The organism is Marinifilum sp. D737 (genome assembly GCF_026672275.1).
GTDB lineage: Bacteria > Bacteroidota > Bacteroidia > Bacteroidales > Marinifilaceae > Marinifilum.
Genome location: NZ_JANQCD010000044.1, coordinates 1 through 25,634 on the forward strand (window position 1 = coordinate 1; position 25,634 = coordinate 25,634).

Annotated in this window: 16 protein-coding genes and 2 tRNA genes; 9 read left to right on the forward strand and 9 right to left on the reverse strand. The window is 34.3% G+C overall.

All coding sequences use genetic code 11. The features are described from left to right. Nucleotides 1-237: 237 nt before the first annotated feature. The 8 genes from NQ163_RS18295 (at nt 238) to NQ163_RS18320 (ending at nt 11,903) form a co-directional block, all read left to right on the forward strand. Nucleotides 238-1,410: a FecR family protein gene (locus NQ163_RS18295; protein WP_268191781.1), complete on the forward strand. Its 1,173-nt coding sequence runs from the start codon at nt 238-240 to the stop codon at nt 1,408-1,410. 101 nt (nt 1,411-1,511) lie between these two features. Further along, nucleotides 1,512-5,021, forward strand: coding sequence for a SusC/RagA family TonB-linked outer membrane protein (locus tag NQ163_RS18300; RefSeq protein ID WP_268191782.1), 3,510 nt, complete (start codon nt 1,512-1,514; stop codon nt 5,019-5,021). A gap of 18 nt (nt 5,022-5,039) precedes the next feature. Continuing rightward, entirely contained in the window at nt 5,040-6,443 is a 1,404-nt protein-coding gene (locus tag NQ163_RS18305) for a RagB/SusD family nutrient uptake outer membrane protein (protein WP_268191783.1), read from the forward strand. A 312-nt stretch (nt 6,444-6,755) separates the two neighbouring features. Beyond that, on the forward strand, nt 6,756-7,028 hold the full coding sequence (locus NQ163_RS20845) for a transposase (RefSeq protein WP_442786033.1): 273 nt from the start codon (nt 6,756-6,758) through the stop codon (nt 7,026-7,028). A gap of 59 nt (nt 7,029-7,087) precedes the next feature. Further along, on the forward strand, nt 7,088-7,282 hold the full coding sequence (locus tag NQ163_RS20850; RefSeq protein WP_442786032.1) for a transposase: 195 nt from the start codon (nt 7,088-7,090) through the stop codon (nt 7,280-7,282). Between the two features lie 163 nt (nt 7,283-7,445). Continuing rightward, nucleotides 7,446-9,767: a TlpA family protein disulfide reductase gene (locus tag NQ163_RS18310; protein WP_268191784.1), complete on the forward strand. Its 2,322-nt coding sequence runs from the start codon at nt 7,446-7,448 to the stop codon at nt 9,765-9,767. 107 nt (nt 9,768-9,874) lie between these two features. Beyond that, a complete protein-coding gene (locus tag NQ163_RS18315; protein WP_268191785.1) occupies nt 9,875-10,387 on the forward strand; it encodes a TlpA family protein disulfide reductase in 513 nt (170 codons plus the stop codon). A gap of 118 nt (nt 10,388-10,505) precedes the next feature. Beyond that, a complete protein-coding gene (locus NQ163_RS18320; RefSeq protein ID WP_268191786.1) occupies nt 10,506-11,903 on the forward strand; it encodes a TlpA family protein disulfide reductase in 1,398 nt (465 codons plus the stop codon). Between the two features lie 82 nt (nt 11,904-11,985). Here NQ163_RS18320 and NQ163_RS18325 read toward each other — a convergent pair whose 3' ends face one another. From NQ163_RS18325 to NQ163_RS18345, 5 genes are all read right to left on the reverse strand, one after another. Further along, nucleotides 11,986-13,776, reverse strand: coding sequence for a C45 family peptidase (locus tag NQ163_RS18325; protein WP_268191787.1), 1,791 nt, complete (start codon nt 13,774-13,776; stop codon nt 11,986-11,988). 227 nt (nt 13,777-14,003) lie between these two features. Further along, the gene (locus NQ163_RS18330) at nt 14,004-14,906 is read right to left on the reverse strand and encodes an oxidoreductase (protein ID WP_268191788.1); all 903 of its coding nucleotides are present in this window, start codon (nt 14,904-14,906) and stop codon (nt 14,004-14,006) included. A 131-nt stretch (nt 14,907-15,037) separates the two neighbouring features. Further along, nucleotides 15,038-15,499, reverse strand: a complete 462-nt coding sequence (locus tag NQ163_RS18335) for a YbaK/EbsC family protein (protein ID WP_268191789.1) — start codon at nt 15,497-15,499, stop codon at nt 15,038-15,040. Between the two features lie 143 nt (nt 15,500-15,642). Then, nucleotides 15,643-15,716: transfer RNA gene (locus tag NQ163_RS18340), tRNA-Arg, on the reverse strand. A gap of 226 nt (nt 15,717-15,942) precedes the next feature. Further along, nucleotides 15,943-16,019: transfer RNA gene (locus NQ163_RS18345), tRNA-Arg, on the reverse strand. 253 nt (nt 16,020-16,272) lie between these two features. On the opposite strand from NQ163_RS18345, the gene NQ163_RS18350 reads away from it, so the two are divergent. Beyond that, entirely contained in the window at nt 16,273-18,750 is a 2,478-nt protein-coding gene (locus NQ163_RS18350) for an AsmA-like C-terminal region-containing protein (protein ID WP_268191790.1), read from the forward strand. A 536-nt stretch (nt 18,751-19,286) separates the two neighbouring features. On the opposite strand, the gene NQ163_RS18355 is transcribed toward NQ163_RS18350, so the two are convergent. The 4 genes from NQ163_RS18355 to NQ163_RS18370 form a co-directional block, all read right to left on the reverse strand. Continuing rightward, entirely contained in the window at nt 19,287-20,342 is a 1,056-nt protein-coding gene (locus NQ163_RS18355) for a TolC family protein (RefSeq protein WP_268191791.1), read from the reverse strand. Next, nucleotides 20,335-23,427: an efflux RND transporter permease subunit gene (locus tag NQ163_RS18360; protein ID WP_268191792.1), complete on the reverse strand. Its 3,093-nt coding sequence runs from the start codon at nt 23,425-23,427 to the stop codon at nt 20,335-20,337. Before NQ163_RS18360 ends, NQ163_RS18355 begins: the two co-directional genes overlap by 8 nt. A gap of 45 nt (nt 23,428-23,472) precedes the next feature. Further along, nucleotides 23,473-25,011, reverse strand: a complete 1,539-nt coding sequence (locus NQ163_RS18365; protein WP_268191793.1) for an efflux RND transporter periplasmic adaptor subunit — start codon at nt 25,009-25,011, stop codon at nt 23,473-23,475. A 194-nt stretch (nt 25,012-25,205) separates the two neighbouring features. Beyond that, on the reverse strand, nt 25,206-25,475 hold the full coding sequence (locus NQ163_RS18370; protein ID WP_268191794.1) for a hypothetical protein: 270 nt from the start codon (nt 25,473-25,475) through the stop codon (nt 25,206-25,208). Nucleotides 25,476-25,634 lie beyond the last annotated feature (159 nt).

Sequence of the window (25,634 nt, forward strand, 5' to 3'; positions counted from 1 at the left end):
ATTCACTCATTCACTCATTCACTCATTCACTCATTCACTCATTCACTCATTCACTCATTCACTCATTCACTCATTCACTCATTCACTCATTCACTTATTCCTTTTCATACCCTTTGATTATCAATTCATCTCAATAAAATTGCAAGTGATTGTTAAAAAATGTAATTTTTTTTTCACCTTTTGTTCATCTACTACATTTTTTTAATTGTTTTAATAATAGAAAACCAAAAATTCTAAATGGAAAATCTAAATACGGAATATAAAATTGCTCAATTAATTTCAAGGGAACTGATTGACGAATTGACAACTGAAGAGTTGCAAGTGCTTGAGGATTGGAAGGAGAGTTCTGTTGATAATAAAAATTTGTACGAGCAAATAAAGCAAGGGGAGAAACGAAAAATAAGAAATGCCTATGTGCAATCCCTGGATAAAAAAGCTGCCTGGGTAAAGATTCAAGAGGAGATAAAACCAGAAAGAAAAGTAATTCGTTTGAAAGAATGGAGTCTGAGGATTGCCGCAGTGCTAATTATTGGAGTACTGATAGCAAGCCTGTATCATATTTCTACCAGGGATATTGAGATAGGACAGAAGTTGGCAGAAATTAAAATAGAACCAGGTTCATCAAAAGCGGTACTTCAACTTCACAACGGAAGAACCATTCAATTGGAAAATGTGAAAAGCGATAGTATTTTAGAAAAGGATGGAACTATAATAAGCAACCAGAAAGGGAAATTGGCTTATGCTTCTGGTCGGGCAAATCATAAGAAGATACTATACAATCAGGTAAAAGTTCCTGTAGGTGGCGAGTACCAGCTAACTCTTGCAGATGGTACCAGGGTTTGGTTGAATTCTGATTCTGAAATTAAATATCCGGTTCAGTTTAGCGAGGATAAGAGAAAAGTTTGGGTTGCTGGTGAAGTATTTTTCGATGTAGCTCATAATAAGCAAAAGCCTTTCATTGTAGATGTAAAAGATGTTGAAGTAGAGGTTTTGGGAACGGAGTTTAATGTTGAGGCTTATCACGATCAGAATACAGTTACCACAAGTTTGCTTGAAGGAAGTGTGAAATTGAGTAAGAACAATGAGAGTGTAATTATTAAACCAAATCAACAGGCCATTATTTCCAAGCATGAAATTCAGTTTGCTGTTCGAAATGTGGATGCCAGAAAATATGCTTTATGGAAGGATGGTGTTTTCTATTTTAAAGAAGCCAGTTTGGGAACCATTATGGAAAAACTAGAGAGATGGTACGATGTTAAGGTTTTCTTCATGAATCAATCTGTAATAAATAAAAGATTTTCAGTTGAGGTAAAAAGATATGAGGATATTAATGAGATATTGGATATTATATCGAGAACAGGTAAAGTAAATTTTGAGATTAAATCCAATATAATAACTGTAAAAAACTAAGAAATAAAAAAAAGCAGAGTTTGCTGCAACAATCTCTGCTTCATGAATAAAAACCCAATTCCCTGCAAGGAATTGAATTGTTAAACCCTAAATACAAATTTATGCAAAAAAATGGAAACCGGAGTTTCTGTCGTAAGAAACTTTACAAACCTTTATTAGTTATGAAAATTACTTTTATGTTATTATTAGTAAGTGTTTTTCAACTTTCAGCCAGTGTTTATTCTCAGAATACGAGATTCGATATGAAGTTGACAAACAAGACTTTAATAGAGGTTTTTGAGGAAATTCGTAACAATAGTGAATTCTCATTTGTTTACGATTTGGATGATGTTGAGAGTATTACAGACATAAATGTGTCGGAACAGGAGGCTACTGTGGAAGAAATACTTAATTCATGTTTGGAAGATACAAATCTTACTTATGAAGTAATTGATAAGGTTGTAGTTGTTAAGCAAAAGCCTTATGTTGCTCCAAAATCAGAGCAGCAGGAAAAGAAAGAAATTAAAGGTAAAGTAACAGATAAAGATGGCGTTCCTTTGCCAGGTGTGTCTGTTGTAATTAAAGGAACCAATGTTGGTGTGGCAACCAATATCGATGGGGAATATGTTCTGGAAATGGAAAAGAACAATGCCATTTTGATCTTCTCATTTGTGGGAATGCTACCTCAGGAGGTGGTTTATAATGGGCAATTGGTTCAAGATGTAACGCTTATTGCAGACTCTGAGCAAATGGCAGAGGTTGTAGTTACTGGGTACCAAACTATTTCAAAAGAAAGAGCTACAGGATCTTTTACAATTGTTTCACCAGAAAAATTAGAAGGTAAATTACAATCATCACTAAAATCAGCTTTGGAAGGACAAATTGCTGGTCTTGTTGTAGATAAAGATGGTAAAATAGAAATTCGAGGAGTATCATCATTTAGAGGTGATAATAGTCCCCTTGTTGTAGTTGATGGATTTCCAATTGAAGGATCGTTAGAAACGATAAATCCAGATAATATTGCCAATATTACAGTTCTAAAAGATGCTGTTTCAGCATCGATTTATGGATCACGTTCTGGGAATGGAGTTATTGTTGTTACGACCAAAAAGGGTAAAAAAGGCGAAAGTACGATTACTTATAAAGGTAGTTATGGTATTCAATTAAAACCAGATTTGTCTTATTTAAACAGAGCAAATGCAAGTGATTATATAGACGCAGAATTAGATCTCATCAAAGATAGTCCAGGATCTCCAACATCAACTTATAACGGCGGTTATAATATGAGTGAAGTTCAATATCTATGGCATCAAAAATATACGAATGAAATTAGTGAAACTGAGTTCAATAATGCAATTGATAAACTTAGGGAAAACGATGCTATGAGTCAAGTAGAAGATGCATTTCTTCGAGAGAAGACCATGCAGCAACACAATATTAATATTGCTCATGGCTCAGAAAATAATATTTTTAATTTTAGTTTGAATTATAATTCAAATAAGAATAATACGATCTACAATAAAGATAATCGTTTACTTATTGATGTTAAGAATGAATTGCAAATTAACGATAGAGTTAAATTGAATTTATTTACTAATATTAATTTCTCAAATGATTATAGAACAAAAGAAACTGTTAGAAGTATAGCTTATATGGGCTATGAAGCGATTAAGCCGTACACCGATTTTTACGATAAAAAAACTGGAGAAGGTAAAAATATATTTTACGGTAATCCTGGAAAGAGTAAATTTTATAGCGATCTTGGTTTAAAAGATCTTACTTATAATCCGATTGACGACTTTAAGGAAGGCTTAGCAAAAAATTCTACTCTAGGTGTTAGACTTGGTGGTCAGCTTAAAGTTAAAATTACAGATGCATTGTCATGTGATGTAGGATATTCATATTCTAAAAGATCAAGTAATATTAAGGCTGAGTATTCCAAAGATTCTTATTTGGCAAGAAAAATGTTTAATCAAGCAACTGATGCAGATAATCATGCTATTCATTATATTCCTGAAGGTGGAATCGTTCAAGAATCAAGAAATTATTCATATGATTATACTCTAAGAGGACAATTAAATTATAAAAAAGAATTTAATGATAATCATAGAGTTACAGCATTATTAGGTGCTGAAAAAAGACGAAACGTAATCAATAATAATAAACTTGATACGCGTTTTGGATATAATGATTTAGCTGGATCTTATGAACCTATTAATTCTTACGAATTATCAAGGGGGAATAAAAACACTTTGTATAAATGGTTTAGACTTAGTGGTAATGACATCGGATCATATAGGTTTGTTGATAATAGATATATATCATTTTATGCAAATGGGTCATACGAAGCATTTGATAAATATATTATAAGTACTAGTGTTCGTATTGATCAGTCGAATTTATTTGGAGCTGATCCAAAATACAAATACACGCCTTTATGGTCTGTTGGTTTCAATTATAAATTAAGTAAAGAAGATTTCTTTGATGTTGATTTTGTAAATAATTTACAATTAAGAGCTTCTTACGGTATTAACGGAAACGTAGCACGAGAAAATGGGCCATATCTTATTATTGGAAGGGATAGATGGAGGTCAGATATATTAGGATTATATCCTTGGAAAATTCAGTCACCTCCTAATAATTCATTGCGTTGGGAAAGAACGAAATCTTATAATTTTGGTTTAGACGCATCATTATTGAATAACAATATTAATTTGACAGTTGATGGTTATGTGAAAAATAGTGATGATTTATTGGCTTATGACAATGTCGATCCAACTCATGGTGTTAAATCAATATTAAAAAATGTTGGTGAGATTCAAAATAAGGGTGTTGAATTTACTTTGAATACAAATAATATTAAAAACGATAATTTCAAGTGGAGTTCAACCATTTCAGTGTCTTTTAATAAAACTGAGGTTAAAAAATTATCTTTAAATTATAAATGGGCATCGCAATACATGTACCCAACTGCTTTAAAACAGGGGAGTCCTTTAAATCCTATTTTCTCTTATAGATTTGCTGAACTTGATGATAAAGGAGTATGTCTTTGGTATAATAAAGATGGAGATAAAATCAAAGGTCAGGATTTAGAGATAGAAGATATAAAATTTGAAGGAACATATCGTCCTAAATACAACATCAGTTTTATAAATAATCTGACTTATAAGAATTTTGATTTATCGTTTATGTTCTTGTATAAAGGTGGTCATAAGATTAGAAAAGACGCATTTCAAGGTTCTTCATTCAATCATGCTGACGTTGGTAAGCGATGGAAGAAACCTGGTGATGAAAAAAATACTGTGGTTCCAAAATTATCCGGATGGAACTCTGATATGTGGTATGTTCCATATGCTGATATTAATGTAATCAGTGGAAATTACTTGAAGCTTCGTGATGTTACTTTGACTTATAATATTCCAGAACTTCTTACAGAAAAGATTGGATTTTCTAATTGTAAGTTATCTTTTCAAGCTAGAAATTTATTCGTTATTGCTGCTAATAAAGAAGGTATTGATCCATCAACTTATGAACTTAATACGACTGGTAGCTCTGGAGCTATGACAAGTCAATCTGCTCGTACAATGCCTGTTACTCCTGAATTATATTTAGGTATTTCTTTGAATTTCTAATATTTAAAATAGATAGATATGAAAAAAATATTATATGTATTTGTAATGTTTGCAATTACCCTAACATCTTGTGAAGACTTTCTAGATGTTAAGCCAAAAGGTAAACTTATTCCTAATACAGTATCAGATTACGATAAATTAATGATTAGTGATGATGCTGTTAAATGGAATTTCCTTGACAATAATACGGGTTCTTTAATTCCAAATTTAACAGATGATGTTAAAATGACTCCAGCTGTTGAAGAATCTTTTGCCAATAGTTATAATTTGGATCGTTTCAGAGCTTATAAGTATGAGCAAGCATATGTCGATAAAAATACATCTTCATACATGTGGGATAAGGGTTACGCTAATATATTGGCTTTTAATACCATTATAAATAAAACAAATGAAGTTGCTGTAAGTGATGCAGATAAACTATTAGCTAAAAAAATTATCTCTCAGGCTAAAGTTGGAAGAGCATGGATTTATTTTAATTTCGCTAATATTTATGGCCCGGTTTTCGATCCTAATGGAAAGAATGATGGAAAAACTATTCCTTTAGTTTTAGATCATGACATTGATAATCCTATACCAGATTTATCATCGGTTAATGATATCTACGACTTTTTAACGAAAGATTTAAGATCAGAAATATCCAATTTACCTGTAAACGTAAAAGATCCTTTTAGAGCTAGTAGAAAAGCCGGAAGTGCACTTCTTGCACAAATTTATTTGTTTAAGCAACAATATGACAGTGTAGCTTATTACGCAGATAAAGCTTGGGCTGGCGAAGAATTTTTATATGATTACAATACATTTGAAAAAGATCCAGTTTCAAATGAAGTATCAGGATTGGTTACAAATGCGACTCAAAAAGAAAATCTTTTTTATAGACAAACAGCTCGGAACGTAAGTACAGGGATGGGTTATGTATCAGACGAACTTGTAAATCTATATGATGAAAATGATTTAAGATTTAAATATTTTATTTCTAAAAGATCAGGTAAAGGTGATGATGTTGAATATCAGCAGGACTATGATAAAAATAACTTTGCAAAGACTGTAGGTTTTTCTCACCCTGAAGTATTGTTGTTAAGGGCAGAAGCATATGCAAGGCTAAATCGAAGACAAGATGCTATAGATGCTTTAAATATTCTTAAAAAGAATAGATATGAGACAGGTACAGAAGCTTGGGAATTAGGTGATAAAACTCAGGATGATGTAATTGAACTTGTTCTTAACGAAAGAAGAAAAGAATTAGCATTCCTTACAAACAAACGTTTTCTTGACTTAAAGCGTTTCAGTGTTGAGGTTGGTAAACCTTGGAGCAAACAAAAGGTTGTTCATATGATTGGAGAAGATAAATACGAAGGTGATATTGCGACAAAATTTCAGGTAGAAATTTCACCAGAAGTTTTAGAGATGAATCCTCACTGGTAATAATTTATAATAATGTGATGTTTCGGCATCACATTATTTTTTATACAAACTACTTTAAAAGTATTGGTTTAGAGTTGATTATACTACTTAGCTTGTTGGTGGTCTGATAAATGTTTCGTGTTTTAAAGGAATTGAAAATCATGTAATTAGTAGTCGAATTATAACAACATGTATCCTCATCTTGCTTTTGGCAATAATTGGAACAATACAAAAGCTGAATCCCTAATACGGTATCCTACAATCGATTTGTTGAGCTATAAGCCAGTGTTGTTTTATTTTGACTTTGTTTCTTAGAACCTGCAGTCTTGGCGACTGTTCTGGTATTTTGATTCAACTCGAATTCGTGCGTGTAATAATAAAAGAATATCCAGGCATAGAGTCTTTGAAGGTATTGCTGAAGGAGGTAAGTCAACGATAGGGTATTTTTACGGATTTAAGTTTCATTTTATAATTAACGATAAAGGAGACATATTAAATTTCATGATTACTCCTGGTGATGTCGATGACAGGAAACCTCTGAAAAATAAAAGCTTTGTTGATAAAATTAGAGTAAAATTGTATGCTGACACGGGTTGCATTTCTTAAGATTTAACAGAAGTTCTATTTGTAGTCGGTTTACATTTAATTACATTATCTGAAACAATTTGGAAAATGTTCTGATGGAAATGAAAAATAAAATTCTTTTGAGAAAAAGATCAATTATAGAAACAATTAATGATCAACTCAAGAATATTTATGATGTGGAACATTCCAGACGCAGATCTTTCATTAAGTTTATTGCGATTTTAATTACATATGCTTTTTTGGGTAAATACTTTAAGCAAATATCAGACTTTTGAATCAGACCAATTAGCCATTTTTTTTATATCGAAATCACGTTATTATACTATTCGTTTGTATAACGAGTAAAAGCCAAAAAATCCCTCGTAAGAGCTAAAAAAGCAGTTGTTTTTTATATAAGCTCAAACTAAAAGCCAATATCAAATTAAATTTATTTAAGTAATGATTAAAGTTCCAAGAAAAGTTATACTCCTGCTCATCCTAATTTTATTGGGAGCATTTGTAACACAAAGTCAGGCAGCAAGCCAGAAAACTCAAAGCCACGAAAAAGAGTTTAAGATAAAAGGAAAGATAGAGGGCTTAATGAACGAAGAGGGCGGATACGCTTTGTTTGGCGATCAGTATCCAAATGGATATAAGAGAGTAAAAGTTAATATGAATAAAGGAAAACTTTCTTATAAAGGAACAATAGAAGCACCTACCGTTATAAAATTAAGTTTTAGAAATAAGAACCTTTCAAAAACAACAACAGGTGGCGGATACATACCAACCAATGCAACAACATTAATGTGTGTAATTTACCCAGGAGCCAAAATTAAGGTGTCAGGTAAAATCACCGACTTTATAGATGCTTACCCAAGCGATGGAGGAGAAAACGATATACTTAAAGAGCTAAGCAGTAAATTGCATCCGGTCTTAAATAAATCGGTAAATATTAGTTTAGAACTAGATAAGAATAAAAAATTAACAGCAAAAGAGATCGCTGCTCTTAAAAAAACACAAGAAGAATTAGGAACGCAAGCTCAAAGCATTAGAGTAGAGTTTTTAAAAAAACATGCATCATCGGTAGCGGGATTGTGGTTAATGGAAGATATGCTAGTGCGTTCGCAAATTAAAATAGAAGAAGTAGAAGAATTCCTAAAAGGAGTAGATGCAAAAAAATACGGAGAGTTATCATACCATAAAGCGCTAAAAGATAGGGTAAAAGGATACAACTCAACCAAAATTGGAAATGTACTTAACTTTAAAACAAAAGCAACACTTAGTGGCGAAACATTCGATATAAAAGATCTAAAAGGTAAGTATGTAATTCTTGATTTTTGGGGAACATGGTGTGGAGCGTGTGTAAAGGGAATGCCTGGCTTAATGGAATTTAGAAATGCACATAAAGATAAAGTAGAAGTAATTGCAGTTAACTGTGGCGATAGCGATGAGAGATGGAGAAAATCTAAATTTACCACAGGATATAACTGGATACATGTAAAATCGGACAAGGGTGATAATAACCTGGCAAATAAGTTTAATGTACAAGGATATCCAACCAAAATAATAGTAGATCCAAACGGAAAAATTATTAAAAGACATGTAGGCGAAACACCAAGCTTTTACGAAGAGTTAAAAGAACTTATGGGTCTGGAAACTGAAGCAAAAGGCGAAGATTTTACCATTACAGCAAATATTGAAGATATAAATTCGACCGAAGGATCTTTCTATTTTCAAGAAAAAGGAAAGCCTAAAGGACGATGGATTAAATTCCCCATGCAAGGCGGTACAGTAAAGTATACTGGGAAGGTAAGCGAGCCAACAATAATTTATATCAACTTTACCGACAATAAAGTAAGAAAATACTCGAACCCATATAAAGCAGGTTACTTTATGTCGAATGTATCTTTATTAGGCTTTGTAGCCATACCCAATAAAGAAATTACAGCCGAAGGAAAAGCAAGCGATTATATAGAGGCTTATGCTAGCGGCGATCGTGAAAACGATTTAATGGCAAAACTTAATAAACAAGTGCACCCTTTGCTTAATAAAGTCATGAATAACTACTGTACACTTGGTGACAAATCCTTAAGCGAAGAAGAAAAAAAGCCTGTTGGCGAAGAATGCAATAAGCTTAACGAGAAAATATCGGCAATTAAATTGGCCTTTGTGCAAGAAAATATTTCATCAATAATAGGACTGTCAACGGCACGAAGTTTATTAAACAATCAGATCTCTTTAGAAGAAGCACCTAGTTACTTTGCTAAAATTGATAAGAAGTACAAAAACTCCATGTATTATACCCAATTAATGGATAGGTACAAGCAGTTAATCGAAGAAAAAGAGAGTAAAGAAAAAACAGCAGAAGGAAAAGAATCTCCGGAGATTGTAACAAGCGAAAGCTATACGGGAAAAGCATTTTCCTTAAAAAGTTTAAGAGGTAAATATGTCTTAATCGATTTTTGGGGAACATGGTGTGGTGCTTGTATTAAGGGAATGCCAGAGATGAAAGCATTTCACGAAAAGCATGCCGATAAATTAGAGCTTTTAGGTATTGCTGCTGAAAAAGGAGGTACCGATCGTTGGAAGTCAATGATTAAGAATAGAGGCTTTAATTGGCATCAAATTCTTAATGGGAAAGATGATAAAGACTTTGTTAAAAAGTTTGGAGTTAGTGCATTTCCAACAAAAATACTAGTGTCACCTGAAGGGAAAATTTTATTAAGATATGTTGGAGAAGATGCAGAATTCTACAACAAGTTAGAAGAGCTTATCAACTAACCATTGTAAGGATTAAAAAGAGAACAATGAAGTTATTCACTGTTCTCTTGTAAAATTATTACTGCATTTTCTCCTGTAAAAATGGAGAAGGTGATTCAAAAAATGCAATGAAGAAGCATATTCCTGTATTTTTCTTTTTCGTAATTGTTGCTCTTGCTCTTTTAAGTGTGGAGGCATATAATAGCAAACAATTTTATGCAGAGTCTGAAAAGCTTCCTGATCTTACTTTGAAAAAAATAAATGGTAAGATTGTTTCCCTCAGTGATTATCAGGGAAAAAAATTGTTTATCACTGTTTGGGCTACTTGGTGCAAGGGCGGTCGTGAAATGAAACCAATGATTGATAATTCGAAGTTACAATTAAAAAGTATAGACAGCCTGGTGTTTATTGAGATCTCTCTGGATAGGAATATCAATGACTGGAAGGAGTATGTAAAGAAAGCACTATCCATAGGCACTCAGTTTATTACAGAAGAAAATGTGAAAAAAGTGATAAAGTCATTTGGAAGTAAAGGCATTCCTTTTTGTGTAAGTGTAGATGAGAATGGTAAATTCCGAACTAGTTTAGGGGGTACAACCGGAGTTATTGATGTGAGGAATATTATCGAAACTACCGATTAACCTTATGGCTTGTATAAATGATAGATGGCCTTGTAATATCTTAATTGAATAATAAAACAGAAAGAGAAATGTTGTTGATGATTTTCATTTCTCTATTCAAAAATAATCAAGAAATAGCATGAGAAATTTAACCGTGTTTGTAATGCTGCTGACTTTATTTGCCTGCAGTAAAAAAAATCCTAAAGAGGTAGTTTTTAAAGGACAAATTTCAAATTATACAGGTGAAAATATCCTGTTAAGTTATGATGGGCAAATTGATACTGTTCTTGTTGGGGAGAATGGTGTTTTTCAAAAAATATTGCACTTCGAGAATAATACTTTCGTTTTTTTGAGAGGAGATAAATTGGCAGGCCGTTTTTTTTTAATGCCTGGTTATGATTTGGAATTTACACAGGATGTAGATCGTATTGATCAGGGGATTAATTTTATCAATCGGAATGTTTGCGTTAGTGTAAATAAATATTTGATAGATAAATACGAATTGGAAGATCAGTTAAGAATGGATCGAAAAGAATATTTCTCGATGGAAGAAGCTGAGTTTATTTCTAAAACAGAGGAGAATTATGACAAGAGAAGTGATCTTTTAACCAAACTTTTGGAGGATAATAAAAAAATAGATCCGGTTTTTGTGAAAGAAGAAAAAGGATCTTTGAAGTATTCCATGTTGCTGAACTATCTTCAATATGAATCTTCACATGCGCGATATGTAAAAGACTATGAATTTAAAGCTGGAGAAGCCATTTCAAAAAAGCTGACCCAGGAGGAACTCAATCGTTCAGACCTATTAAATGTTTCGGAATATAAATCGTATTTGGATGGTAGACTTAAAGATGCAGCATACCAGTATTATAAAGAACATCCGGAATATAAGGAAATAGAAGATGGTTATTACATCGCTATGTACGATCAATTGGCAGAGTGGAGTAGTACTCCTGAAATAAAAAGTTATTTAGCAGCTACTATTGCTGATGCAAGGGTGCGTTGGAGTATAAATGAGAATAGTCCGGTTTTGAAGATGTTCAGAAAATATTGTAGCGACGAAAAAGCTCTTAATAGAGTTAATGAAAAGGTAGCTTGCTGGATGAGGTTGTCAAAAGGTAAGGATGCATTTGATTTTACTGGACAAACCATTGAAGGAAAGTCTATGTCTCTTTCTGATCTGAAAGGAAAATATGTTTATGTGGATGTATGGGCAACATGGTGCGGTCCTTGTTGTGGAGAAATACCATATTTACAAAAAACTGAAAAAGAATATCATGACAAAAACATTGTATTTCTTAGTGTATCGGTAGATCGAGATATAGATAAGTGGAAGAAAAAGGTAAATGATGATAAGTTAGGAGGAATACAAATAAATGTAGGGCAAAGAAATAGCATTAGTAAAGATTATATGATTACCGGCATACCAAGATTTATGCTTTTCGATAAGGAGGGGAAAATAGTAAGTGTAAATGCACCACGCCCTTCACAAAAAGAAAAAATAGAGAAACTTTTTAATTCGTTAAACGGATTATAATAATTTGCATGTAAAACTATAGCTTCAATTAACAGAGTAATTGAAGCTATATTCTTTGATATGAGTTTACGGTATTATATAATTATTGATACTTGGCAATCATAGCATCTATTTTCTCCATTTCAGATTTTACCCACTTAGCTGGATAAAAGGGTTTGCAAAGTTCTTTAATCTCCTGGTTAAGTTTTTTCATTTGGCGAATGTTTTCAGGATTTGGAGATTGAGTTTGCATTTTGTCGTACATACGAATCATTTGTCTCTTTGCCCAAAAATAATCAGAAGGAGTGTTGTGTGCATTTTTTAGCATTTCCAAAATAGATTGTATAGCCTTTTCATAATCTTTAGATAGTCGGTTTATTGTAAATTGTGTTATGTAGGCAGAACCAAATGTTGGCATTTCAGCAACGTATTTACTTGCGTATTCAATAGCCTTTTCTTTATTTTCAACATTAATATAGCATCTCGAAAGCAGATTGTATTTGTATGCTGGCTGTAATTCTAATTCATTTACTTTTTCAATCATCTTAAGGTAGTCTTCTTCTTCCAATTTCTTTTTTCTGGAATAATTTTCCCGATACCATTTTTTAAAGACCAATCTGTTTTTTAGGTAATCTCCATCGGGGATTGTTTGCTTCTCTCTGTAAACGGAAACATCTTGTGTGGCAATGTCATATTCTAAAAATTGATTGCATCCGGCAAGCATTTCACCATAGGCAAAATAGATTTTTTGCCTGGTATTGTCCATGATACATGATTTTACTGTGATATCATTGTTTATGGAGCATCCCCATGAAGTGTCATGTGGCAATTCGTAGTAGGCAGTAGAGGAAACCATTTGATATGCCTTGTCTATCAAATTGTTGTTAGAGATGTTTTGATTTAGTTCTTTTAATTTGTCTTCGCGTGTAATATTGCTTTCTCCATGCATGTTAATCGAGCTGTATTCATATCTTCCTTTTTCGGATACAGCAAGATTGGTTACGCCAACATAATTATCCTGCATTCTATTTTTGATGCATTCTCCTCTGGTCAATTCATACATTGCACCCGATTGATCCTTACTACTGCCAACCGTGATAAACCAACCATGTGTACTGTAATTGTTGAGCATTTCATCTACCTCGCTCAATTCATCGGCATTTTCCATTACATAGCGCAATTCAAAAGGCATGGGCATGCCAGTCACATAATCATTTTCTTCTTTACCTTCGGGTATTGGGCAGCCATTCATATTAATCGACATGCTTAAACCATTGTGATTCATTCCTGTGTAAGCACCAGGATAATTTACAAAAGTCAATATTGTAGTAGGAATCTTGCCTTTTCTGTGATAATTTACAATTAAAGGAAACTTGGTGAAAATTTCAATTCCAGGCCAGTCAAGGTTTCTACCGTGCACAATTCCATTCTCATTTTTTAAAACAAAGGAGGTACAGCTGATTTCAAAAAAGATTTGAGGAAAATAGGCCATCGTTTTTACCTCTCTTAAGTTTAGTTCGCAGCCTTCAGCTATACCTTCCAATTCTTTAATGAATTCTTCTGGCATCCTTTTTTCTATTTTCCTGATTTTGGATTTTAAGACCATATTGGCAATCCATTTTTTCAAGAAAAACTTTCCAACATAGGTTTCTACTACGCTGTCAACTTTTACCTGCATTTTCATGATTTGATCATTCATTAAAACGCCATACTGCAAACCCATTTCGTAAGAGTCGCCTTTAACGCTTAGGAAAGGAACACCTTCCTTTACGAACATACTTCCCTGGTGAAAGGTTCTGATTCCATTTTTTTCATTGTATTGGTAATCTTTTGCGAAAAGCAGCAAAGAGGATAGAAGAAGAGCGCTTAAAATGCTCAGATGTTTTAATTTCATGGCAATGATACTTAGCTTAACAATTAGTTTTTGTTTTGTAATTTATAAAACTGGTAATTGCAAGTCAAGTATTGTGCCAAAATAACTTTATGTTGATTTACAGGGAGCTTTGTATTCGCAATTGATATTTATGTTGGATTATCCAACAGGAGTGTATGGATTTTGTACAAAATCAATTTTAAAACAAATTGTCAATCACAAATTGTATTTTCCTTATTTCTAATTGATCAATGAAAATTTACCTTGGTCAACCCTTCTGACAAATCCCAAAGTTTTTTGGCAATCTCTTCATCATGCGAAAGTTTATTCGATTTTACTTTAACCGGATATCCCTGCATTTCGAAAAATTTGTCTGGGCCGTAATAATCACCTGTTTTTGCGCTGGGATCGAAACCTGCACGAAGCGATGGTAAAATTCCCATGGCAGGGGCTTGAGAAAAGAAATTATTCAGGAATCGTATTCCTCCTGAGTGTCTTTGCAATTCGGTTCTGGTCCATCCGGGATGAGCTGCTGTAACCATGGGAGCATCAGGATCGTTCTTGAGTTTGCGTACCAATTCATAAGCAAAATAAAGGTTGGCAAGTTTGCTGTCGCCATAAGCATTATTGGTATTGTATTTTCTGCTTTCCCAATGGATATCCTCGAGGTTGATTTTTCCAAATTTATGAGCAACACTCGAAGTGACTACAATTCTTGAGTTTTTGGTCTTTTTAAGCAGAGGCATTAAATGTCCTGTAAGCGCAAAATGTCCCAAATGATTGGTTCCCATTTGTACTTCAAAACCATCTTCTGTTTTGGCAAAAGGGCACATCATGATCCCTGCATTGTTGATGAGAACATCCAGGCTGTTGAAAGACTTGCTGAAGTTCTCCGAAAAACGTTTAATTGACTGTAAACTCGTTAAATCAAGTTCCATTACCTTGATGTTTGCTGCAGGATTCACAGTTTGAATTTCAGATGCTACCTTGTAGCCTTTTTGAGTATTTCGAACTGCCATTACAAGAATGGCCTCCTTATCGGTCAGAATCCGTACAGCTTCTTTGCCAATTCCACTTGTCGATCCGCTTACAATTACAACTCTTCCTTTTTGATTTGGAATATGTGATTCACCCCACTTTGATTTTGTCATGCTATTTTTCTTTTAAATTATTTAATTTGTTGATAGAGACAAAAATACGAGAGTGTTGTTTGGAATAATTATAATAATTACTGAAGCTTGTATGCTTTTTACAGTTTAATGCATGACTTTTAGTGTTTAGGTCATAATTGTATTACGTCAAACTCTTTGGCATTGATAATTTGCATTAGATCTTGTGGCTTTAGCTTTACCCTGAAATTTACTTTTCCCCCGCTAACAATAATCTGTTCCATTGATACAGAACTAGCTTCTAAAAAGCTTTTGTATTGTTTTTTCATACCAATGGGCGAGCAGCCTCCTTTTATGTAGCCGGTGTTTGGCAACAATTCCTTTTCTGCTAGCATTAAGATTTTCTTTTCGCCTGCAGCTTTAGCAGCTTTTTTCAAATCCAATTCACTCGACAAGGGAATGATAAAAACATAAAGTTCATTGCTAATGCCACGTGTAACAAGAGTTTTATGAATAAGTGAAGCATCAGGATCACTCATATCTCCAGCTTTTAGATTAGTGGAATCTTTTGCTTCATAGTTTACGCTATGCTTATCTAGTAGTCGTAATGCGTTTGTTTTAATCTTTTTTGCCATAATATTTAATTATTCGAGTCGAAATTAAGAAAAAAGGATTAGTCGGAGAACAACAATATCTTTTACTTAGAAAGTTTTGGAAGAAGAGGATGTGTAAATTAGGATATAAAAAAAGGACTCATCATTACTGATAAGTCCTGTAGTGAACACGGAGGGAGTCGAACCCCCAACCTCCACAGCCGTAATGTGGTGCACTATCCAGTTATGCTACGCGTCCGTTTCCTTAAAAAGGCGGTGCAAATATAGGGAAAATTACCTGTTAATTGCAAGCCTTTCCAGTAAAAAATACGAAAAAAATCCTTTTTTGTTTTACTATCAGGCATTTAAATTTTCAGTATTTGTTTCATAATGGAATATGATTCAATTTCTGATTTTTTTAGACCTGTTTTGACCAAAATGTATGGCATAAAAAAAAGACTCATCTTTATTTGATGAGTCTCTTCTGGTGAACACGGAGGGAGTCGAACCCCCAACCTCCACAGCCGTAATGTGGTGCACTATCCAGTTATGCTACGCGTCCGTTTTTCCTTAAAGGCGCTGCAAATATAGGGAAAATTAGAATTGTAATGCAAGTGTTTTTAATCTTTTTTTTAGAAAAAATATCTTCCAGAGAGCTTGTAAAACCTTAAAAAACTATAAATCTTTCAGATAGATGAAAGAGATCAATCGAAAAAAATTAATTTTACATTTATAGAAATTTAAAATCTTTAGTTGATGTAATTCTCTTAGTATTTTCTATTTTTGTTATGTAAAACCAAATTGACTTTTAAACAATGAAGAAGTTTCTTAAAATTTTTGGAGGGATTGTAGTTTTCCTTTTAGCGCTATTGATTATTCTGCCTTACGTTTTTAAAGATCAGATATTTGAAAAGGTAAAAACAGAAATTGATAACACTCTTGATGCAAAAGTAGAAATTGGAGATATGTCTCTATCTATGCTTAAAAACTTCCCAAACCTTTATATTGAATTGCAAAATGTAAGTGTGGTGGGTAAAAATGAATTTGCATCGGATACATTGGCTTTTGTGGGCAGACTTTATACTGCTGTCGATTTGTCTTCAGCCATATCAGGATCTCAGATCAAAGTTGGAGCCATTGTGTTGGCAGATTCTAAAGTGAATGCGAAAGTTTTGGAAACAGGTAAGGCCAATTGGGACATTGTAAAGTCAACAGGCGAAGAAGTTGTGGAAGAGGAATCGGGAGAAGCTTCTGACTTTAAAGTAATTTTTGATGAGGTTAGAATAGAGAATTTTGGATTGTTATATGATGATGCCGCTATGAAGGCTGTTTTTGCGGTGGAAGATTTGGACTTAAAACTAAGTGGTGATTTTTCGGCCAAAGAAACCAACCTAAATGTTGCAAGCACTTTAATAGGTATTAGCTTTGATTATGAGGGAGCTAGATACCTGAACAATGCAAACATAAATTTAACTGCTGATCTTGCAGCAGATCTTGAAAACATGATCTTTAAATTCATGGAAAACCAATTAGGTATTAATGATCTGCACTTTGGGATTGATGGTCAGGTAGGAATGCTTGACAACGGATATAGCATGGACCTTAAATTGAATGCTGAGAAGACAGATTTTAAATCATTGCTGGCTATGGTTCCTGATGTATTCAAATCTGATTTGGAAGGTCTGGAAACTTCTGGTGAATTTGAATTAAATGCTTTTGCAAAAGGTGAATTCAAAGAAGAATCGTATCCTGCTTTTGGAGCCAAATTAAAAGTGGGCAAAGCAAGTTTAAAATATGCTGATTTGCCAGAATCAGTTCAGAATATTCAAATTGATGCTCAAGTAAATCACCCGGGAGGTGAATTGGATTTGCTTACAACGGATGTCAACAAATTTCATTTTGAAGTAGCCAACAATCCTTTTGATGCAGAATTACATGTGAAAAATCCAATGACAGATCCTCTTTTAAGTGGATTCTTTAAAGGAATTGTTGATTTTGAAAAGATTAAGCATGCCATTCCTATGGACAGCATTAAAATTGCTGGTATGGTTAATTCTGATGTGGTTTTTAAAGGACGCTACTCGGTAATTGAGAAAGAGGAGTTTGAGAAATTTATGGCAAAAGGAAGTGTGGTTTTGAATGATTTTGTATTCACAACACCAGATTTCCCTCAAGGCGTTAAAATCATAAAATCAGTTCTTGATTTTACTCCACGTTACATTAGCCTTAATTCGTTCGATTCCAGAATTGGAAAATCAGATGTTCAACTGAAAGGAAAAATTGAGAACTATATTCCTTATGCAATGAAGGGGAAAGTTCTTAAAGGCAACTTTACCATGAGTTCGAAGATGATGGATCTGAATGAATTCATGACAGAAGAAGAGGAAGTAGAAAATTCTGCAGATACAGTACCATTATCGGTTATCGAGGTTCCTGCTAACCTGGATTTACGATTAAGCTCAAATTTTAATACCATTCGTTTTGATAAAATGGACATTAAAGATGTAAAGGGATTAATCGTAGTAAAGAATGCCACAGCAAAGCTTACCAACCTTTCTATGAATATGCTTAAAGGGAATATGATTATGAATGGGATGTACAAAACCATTGATGTAAGCAAGCCGGAAATCGATTTTGGTTTAGACATCAATAATTTTGATATCAATAATGCATACCATTCACTTAGTATGATTAAGAAGATGATGCCAATAGCCATGAACTGTGAAGGAAAGGTTTCGTCGGATATGAACATTACCGGTTTGCTTGATGCAGAAATGAATCCAATTCCAGCTAGTTTAAATGGTAAAGGATCCTTACATTCTCGCAAAATCTTAATTAAGGAGAATAAGGCTTTCGATGCATTGGCTGCAGCTTTAAAGAATGATGAGTACAAAAGAATTTCGGTTACTCAATTCGATATGGAATTTGAAATCACAAATGGAAATGTGCTTGTGAAGCCATTTACGACTAATGTAGCAGGCAATCCGGCAACCATATATGGAACACAATCGGTAGATGGAAAGCTTGATTTTACCATGGATATGAAATTGCCAAAAGAAGATTTGGGTAGTGATATTAATAAAATGTTTGCGCAAGTTCCTGGTTTAGATAATGTGCCTGCTTTCGATGTCGCAGTTAAAATTACAGGAACGGTTGATAATCCTGTGGTAAAGCCTGATTTAAGCAAGGCAATTAAGCAGGCTCAAAAAGCAATTGCAAAAGAATTGGAAAGAAAAGCCAAGAAGGAGTTAGAGAAAAAAGGAAAAGATCTGCTGAAGAAATTATTTAAGTAGACATTTGAAATACATAATATTAAAGCGGATAAGCATTTTGTTTATTCGCTTTTTTTAAAATTTAGCGCAACAAAAAAGGACGGCAACCACTCCGTCCTTCTTCATATTCACTTTAAAACCTGAACTTTCCATGGAAAATTCTTTGACAATATATGAATAAAATTAAAACGGAACAATAAAAAGATTAAAAATAATTAAACAGGATGTTGTCGGACAGATTAAATATCATATGAATAAGAACTGCAAAAAGGGAAGAAATGGGAGGGGGATTTAATACAAAAGAGGATGGTAACCACTCCATCCTCTTCTATCTATTCACTTTAAACCTTAAAAACGGAAATCGTTTTGCATGTTCTACGCCCTATGTTTCCAAAAGGTTCTAAAAAAAGTGGTATTTTAATTCATTCCAAATAATATTATAGGCGAAATTTCAATAATTCTGAAATGGTTTTGTAATATTCATGCTCAATTTCAAGATAAGTGTCAACACTTTCGTAATAGTAAATATTTTCTGTAAGGTATTCAATGCTTGATATTTAGCCGTGTGTTAAAGCCTTTTGTAAAAGAGTGTCGTAACGTTTTTCTGTAAAAACTCCTGCATACTCTTTCATACTTTTCTCAAGACTCAAAAAGTTTCGAAAAAGTTTCAAAAATTTATTTTCTAACTCCATTTTGCCAATTAAATACTCTTCCCTGCTAAATTGTTCTAACAACCTCGCTCTTTTAACCTTGTTCTTATTTTCCCACAATGGAATGCTAATCCCAAGTTTTATTCCATTGGCTTGCTTCATGATATCCGAATTCAAATAGCGATATCCAATGCTAAATTTTGGTAGCGAGTTTGTTTTTACAAGAGAAGTTTCTTTTGCAGAAATTTTCTCTTTAGTGCTTAAGAGCTTCAGTTGTGGATCTGCATTTAAGGATTGGGAAAGCAAATTCTTCATCTCCTGGTCAATACTCATTAATGGATACTCATGTATGTTGAGATCAACTTGCTTTCCTCCGTTTAGTTTAATAAGATCATCGATAAGATTAGAAACTTTACGATCAATCATTTTTAATTGATTTGCCGTATTCAAGCGAAGCATCTTAATTTTATTGGCTTCAAGAATAGTTGCATCTCCTTCTTCCAATCTTTTTTGAAACAAATCATTTAACTTTTCTGCACTGCTTAAACGGTTATTTAATTCAGCTTTTTGTTTGTTGTAATAAATTAGCTTAATGCAAAGCAGTTTTGCTTCCAACAAAATGTCTTGTCTCGATATTGCTTTGTAGTTTTCCGTATTGGCAATTTTTGCTTTTTTTAGCTGATTTTTATATAGATAACTCATTGGAAAATCAAAGCTTTGACTTACCAATATTTCATATGGCTTTCCTTCGTCAGACGAAAAGCTTTTTTCCCATTCCAGTTCAGGATTAGCCAAATTGTTTTGCGCTTTGAACCCTAGATTCTGCGCTTCAAAAAACTGTTCATTTGCTTTTAATACAGGATTGTTTTTTTCAATGGCAGAAAGCACATCCTGAACAGTATTCTGAGCCTTTACGGAAAGGCCCAGAATTGATATCATGATTGCGAATACAATTTTATTCATCTTCTTGTTTTTTCTTGTTTAACACCAAATAAACGATTGGAATAACATAGATATTAAGCAGGGTAGAGGTAAGTAAACCACCCAATATCACAACCGCCATTGGACTTTGAATTTCATTTCCAGGCTGATCGCTTGCCAAAGCCATTGGGATTAACGCCAAGGCTGCTGTTAATGCGGTCATTAAAATTGGACTTAATCGATTCACAGATCCATTTAAAATGATCTCTTTTAGCTGTAAGCCTTTTTCTTTTAAACTCTGGTAGTTCGATATCAGAAGAATTCCATTTCTGGTTGCAATACCAAATAAAGTAATGAAACCAATAATGGCAGGAATACTTAGCATACCTGAAGTGAAGAAAATGGTAAACACACCACCAATTAGAGCCAAAGGAAGATTTAGCATGATAATTCCAGCCAATTGCGAACTTCTAAACTCCTGAAATAACAGCAGAAAGATGATTAGCAAACTGAAAATTGAAGCGATCATTAAGACTCTTGATGCTTTTGCTTCACTTTCGAATTGTCCTCCATATTCAATTCTGTATCCCTCGGGCAGTTTGATATTTTCATCAACACTTTTTTGGATGTCTGCTACAATACCACTCAAATCTCTATCGGCTACATTAGCTGAGACAACCAACTTACGTTGTACATTTTCTCTGCTTATTGTATTGGGACCCGACAAAGATTGAATGTCAGCTACGTAACTGAATGGTATTTTTTTTCCATCCCAGGTATCGATTAGTGCATTTCTTATGGCTTCAATACTGCCACGATTCTCTTCGTTGTATTTCACTACCAGGTCGAAAGCTCTGATACCTTCAAATACATCAGAAACCTTAGCGCCGCCAAAAGCCACATGAATAAATTCCGAAAATTGAGTGATGGAAATGCCATATTTTGCCAACATATCTCTTCTTGGTTTAATTCTTACCTGGGGAATTTCTACCTGCTGTTCAACGTTTACATCCACTACACCTTCGATAGGTGAAATAGATGTTTTAATTTGATTCGCAGTTTGAAACATGAGATTCAAATCATCGCCAAAAATTTTGATTGCAATATTGGCTTTGGTACCCGAAAGAATGTGATCAATTCTATGACTTAAAGGCTGACCAATGGCAAAGTTTACTCCTTGAATTTGATTTAACTTCTCACGTACCTCCTGCAGAAATTCTGATTTGCTACGATTTGTCAGGGTAAATGGAACTTCTATTTCAGAGGTATTTACACCAAACGAGTGTTCATCCAATTCTGAACGACCTGTTCTTCTGGCTGTCAATCGAACTTCAGGAATGGTAAGAAGTGCCTCTTCAGCCAGGACCTTAACTTTGTTTGATTCTTCGAGAGCAATTCCAGGTTTGGTAATGGCAGTAATCGTTAATGATCCTTCATTAAAATCAGGCAGGAAATTACGCCCAAGATTTGTTAAAGTAATAATGGATGCAATAAATAAAATACCAGCACCAGCCAAAATCAATTTCTTATGATTTAGTGCTCTTTGAAGCGAGTTCTCATATCCTTTATTTAAACGAGATACCAACCAACTTTCTTTACTTTTTTTGTCTAACATTTTATCGCTTGTAAGCATGAAGCTACATAGAACAGGAGTCAGTGTAATGGCTACGATTAATGATGCAAACAAGGCAACGATAAATGCAATACCAAGTGGTTGTAGCATTCGTCCTTCCATCCCGGTAAGGAAGAAAAGAGGTAAAAATGCAGCAATAATAATAAAGGTTGCATTAATAATTGATGAACGAATCTCGCAAGAAGCATCGTAAACCACTAGCAATGGGTTTTTTCGCTCTTCTTTTGGCAGAAGGTGATTTTGCCTCAATCGCTTGTAAACATTTTCCACATCGATAATGGCATCATCTACCAAGTCACCAATGGCAATTGCCATACCTCCAAGGGTCATGGTATTAATGGTAATCCCTAGAAATTTAAGAGTAATTACTGTTACCAATAAGGAAATTGGAATCGCCAAGAGTGAAATCATAGTAGTCCTGTAATTCATTAAAAACAGGAACAGAATTACAATAACAAAAACCGATCCTTCCAGTAAAGCCTTTTGTACATTGCCAATGGATGAATTAATAAAATCCGATTGACGGAAGATGTGTGTATTTACATTTACTCCCTCGGGCAATGATTTTGCGAGCTCTTCAATCGAAGCATCAAGTTTTTCTGTCAATTTTAGAGTGTTAACGCCAGGTTGCTTTTTAACGGTTAGTAAAACCGATTGTTGAGCATTTATGGTTCCCAAACCAATTTTTGGAGCGGCTGCCGCTTTCACTTCAGCAATGTCGCTAATTCGGATGGGTACATTATTGTACATTTTTACAACCGAATTGCCTAGCTCCTCAAAATCGGAAGTTCGGGCTATTCCTCTAATGTTGTACTGATTTCCATATTCGTTAATGAATCCACCAGCCGAGTTTTGATTCGTTGCTTCAGCTGCTTTCATCAACTCATCGATACTTACATTGTAGTATCTCATTTTTTGAGGATTGGCAAGAATCTGATATTGTTTGTATTCACCGCCAATCACAACAACCTGGGCAACCCCATTAATGGCAAGCAATTGCGGTCTGATGGTCCAATCGGCAATGGTTCTTAACTCCATTGGGTCAACATTATCCGATTGAAGACCAATCATTAATACTTCGCCCATAATTGAGGATTGAGGTGCAAGGGTTGGATTACCAGCACCTTCGGGTAACATCTCCGACAATGGCATTAGTTTCTCACTAACAATTTGTCTGGCTTTGTAAATATCGGTTCCCCATTCAAACTCAATCCAAACAATCGAGAATCCTGCCGATGAGGATGAACGTAATCTTCTAACATCAGTAGCTCCATTTACGGCTGTTTCTATAGGAAAAGTAACAAGTTTTTCCACTTCTTCCGGCGCCATACCGTGAGCTTCGGTCATAACAACCACTGTTGGAGCTGTTAAATCCGGAAACACATCCACATCCATGTTTAATGTAGTGTAACTACCGCCAATAATTAGTAAGGCAGAAACAAACATTACAAGAATGCGGTTGTGCAATGCATATTGTATGATTTTATTTAGCACAATGTATCTTTTTAAATTCTTAAATCGATTAATTGATCCAGGCTCTTAATGTTCGTGAGAATGAGCTGGCAATGATCCTGCAAGGGAAGCAAGTTTCACAAAATAAGCACCTTCGCTAACCACTCTTTCTCCTGCACGAAGACCTTTAATGATTTCTACCTCACGACCGTTGTCGGCGCCTATTGTAATAAATCTTTTCTCAAAGCTTTCTCCTCCGGTTTGCACAAATACATACTTTAAACCCTGATCTTCAAGAATTGCCGACTTTTCGATGTGCAAAACATTCCTGGCATTTTCAGATTTCAGATAAACCTCCACAAACGATCCTGAGTATAGTTCAGGGGTTAGATCCAATTCGAAAAACAATGGAGTAGTGTAATCATCCTCATGAATGTCTTTTCCATAGGCTATCATTCTTCCATTTAACTCTTCGGTGCTAAATACCTTATTGCGATAAGGAAGTTTAAAGTTTGCCGATTTGATATTAGAAAGTTCTTTTAAATGCTTTTGGTAAACATCAGCTTTCAGCATCAATTTTGAACCTTGATCTACTTTGGCAAGTACGCTGCCTTTTTCAACATATTGACCTTCGTTCACAAATACCTCGCAAACAAATCCGTTTACCGGAGAAAGAATGGAAAGTCCTCTGTTATTATAGTTTTTGTTGATACTGTTGAATTTAACCTTGGCATTTTCGTAAGCCGATTTAGCTTCTAAAAATGTTTTTTCCGTTACAATTTTATCTTCTCGCAAAGTGCTTGCTCTATCGAACTCAGCCTTGGCTTTTTCTAGTGCCAGTTTTGCTTCGGTATATAGGGTAGACAGGTTGTCACCAGCCAATCCTTTCCCGGTAATGATAAATAATGAAGTGTTCTTGTCAACTGTTTTACCAGCAACAATATCGGTAGAACTAAAATGAACTACACCACTGGTTTTGGCAACTACTTGCTTTTCCATATTAACAGCAGGTTGCAGAGTGCCGGTTGTTTTGATAATGTTTTGGAAGTTTGAATTTTTAACTTCAGCAGTTGCAAAATCAATTTTCCAGGCTTGTTCTTTTAAAAAGCTAATTTCATGATCACTTAATGTTTCCTGAGCAGCTGCCTTATCTGCTTCTTCATGGTCCTTGTAAACAGGGATGTTTTTAGCAACGAACTTTTCTTTGCCATACTTCGAATTTACCTCAAATACCAAGGTTGCTGAGCCAGCCTTTTTAGGCATTAGTGCAGGTGTAAAAATACCATCTCTGGCAGGCGTATTTACCGTGTTCGAGTAACCTTTTCCTGCAACCATTAAAATAACTTTAACGCTTCCTTCGGTGTAAGGTTTGTAGGTTTTAAGATTGGTTAAATGTGTAGTAAACTTCGAAACATGATCCAGCATGAGTTTAGGAAACTCCACGAATAACTCTGTATTTTCGTTGTACAAAGTTAAACTCATTGTTGAATGATCCTCTTCATCATGTGCTGCGTGAGTATCGGGGCCATGTGCGTGTCCGCCATGATCGTGCCCATGCGAATTGTTATTTGGTTTACATGCTATTAAAAATGATAAGGCTAAGCTTATCCAGATATATCGTTTCATCTGTTTATAATTTTCTTGTTAAGGTGAGATGGTCCCGATAACTATCGGGATTACCATTCCTAAATAATCATCCTCGTGCGTGAGTTAATAATTATTTACTCATGGACGTTTCATTTTTTTCTCTTTATTGTATTGATAACTCAAAATTTCATGAGCTGAGCCGGAGTTAACTTTCTCCAACTCAGCTTTAATGATTAATGTTTGTGTCCGTGGTCGTGATCGTGGTCATGTCCATGATCGTGACCTTCTTCGTGCTTGGTACTGTCAACATCAAACTCCTCTTGGTCATGTGCATCCTTATCATGAGAGTGAGAATGAGCTCCATCCCCGTGGTCATGATCATGATCGTGATCATGTCCTTCATGAGAATGAATTTCTTCTTTTTTCTCTGATTTTTTACCTGCATTACCACAGGAGGTAAGTACTAGTCCACAAATGGATAGGACAAATAATAATTTTTTCATAGGATTGAAATTTGAGTTAGCTTGTAGATGTCACATGGCAATTCACTATAGTATACCAAGTGAAATCTCTACAACTTTTGTTATAAATAATTAGAATGCTTTATGTATGATTTTATTGTACTATAATATCTATAAATATGATACAATAATATCAAGGCA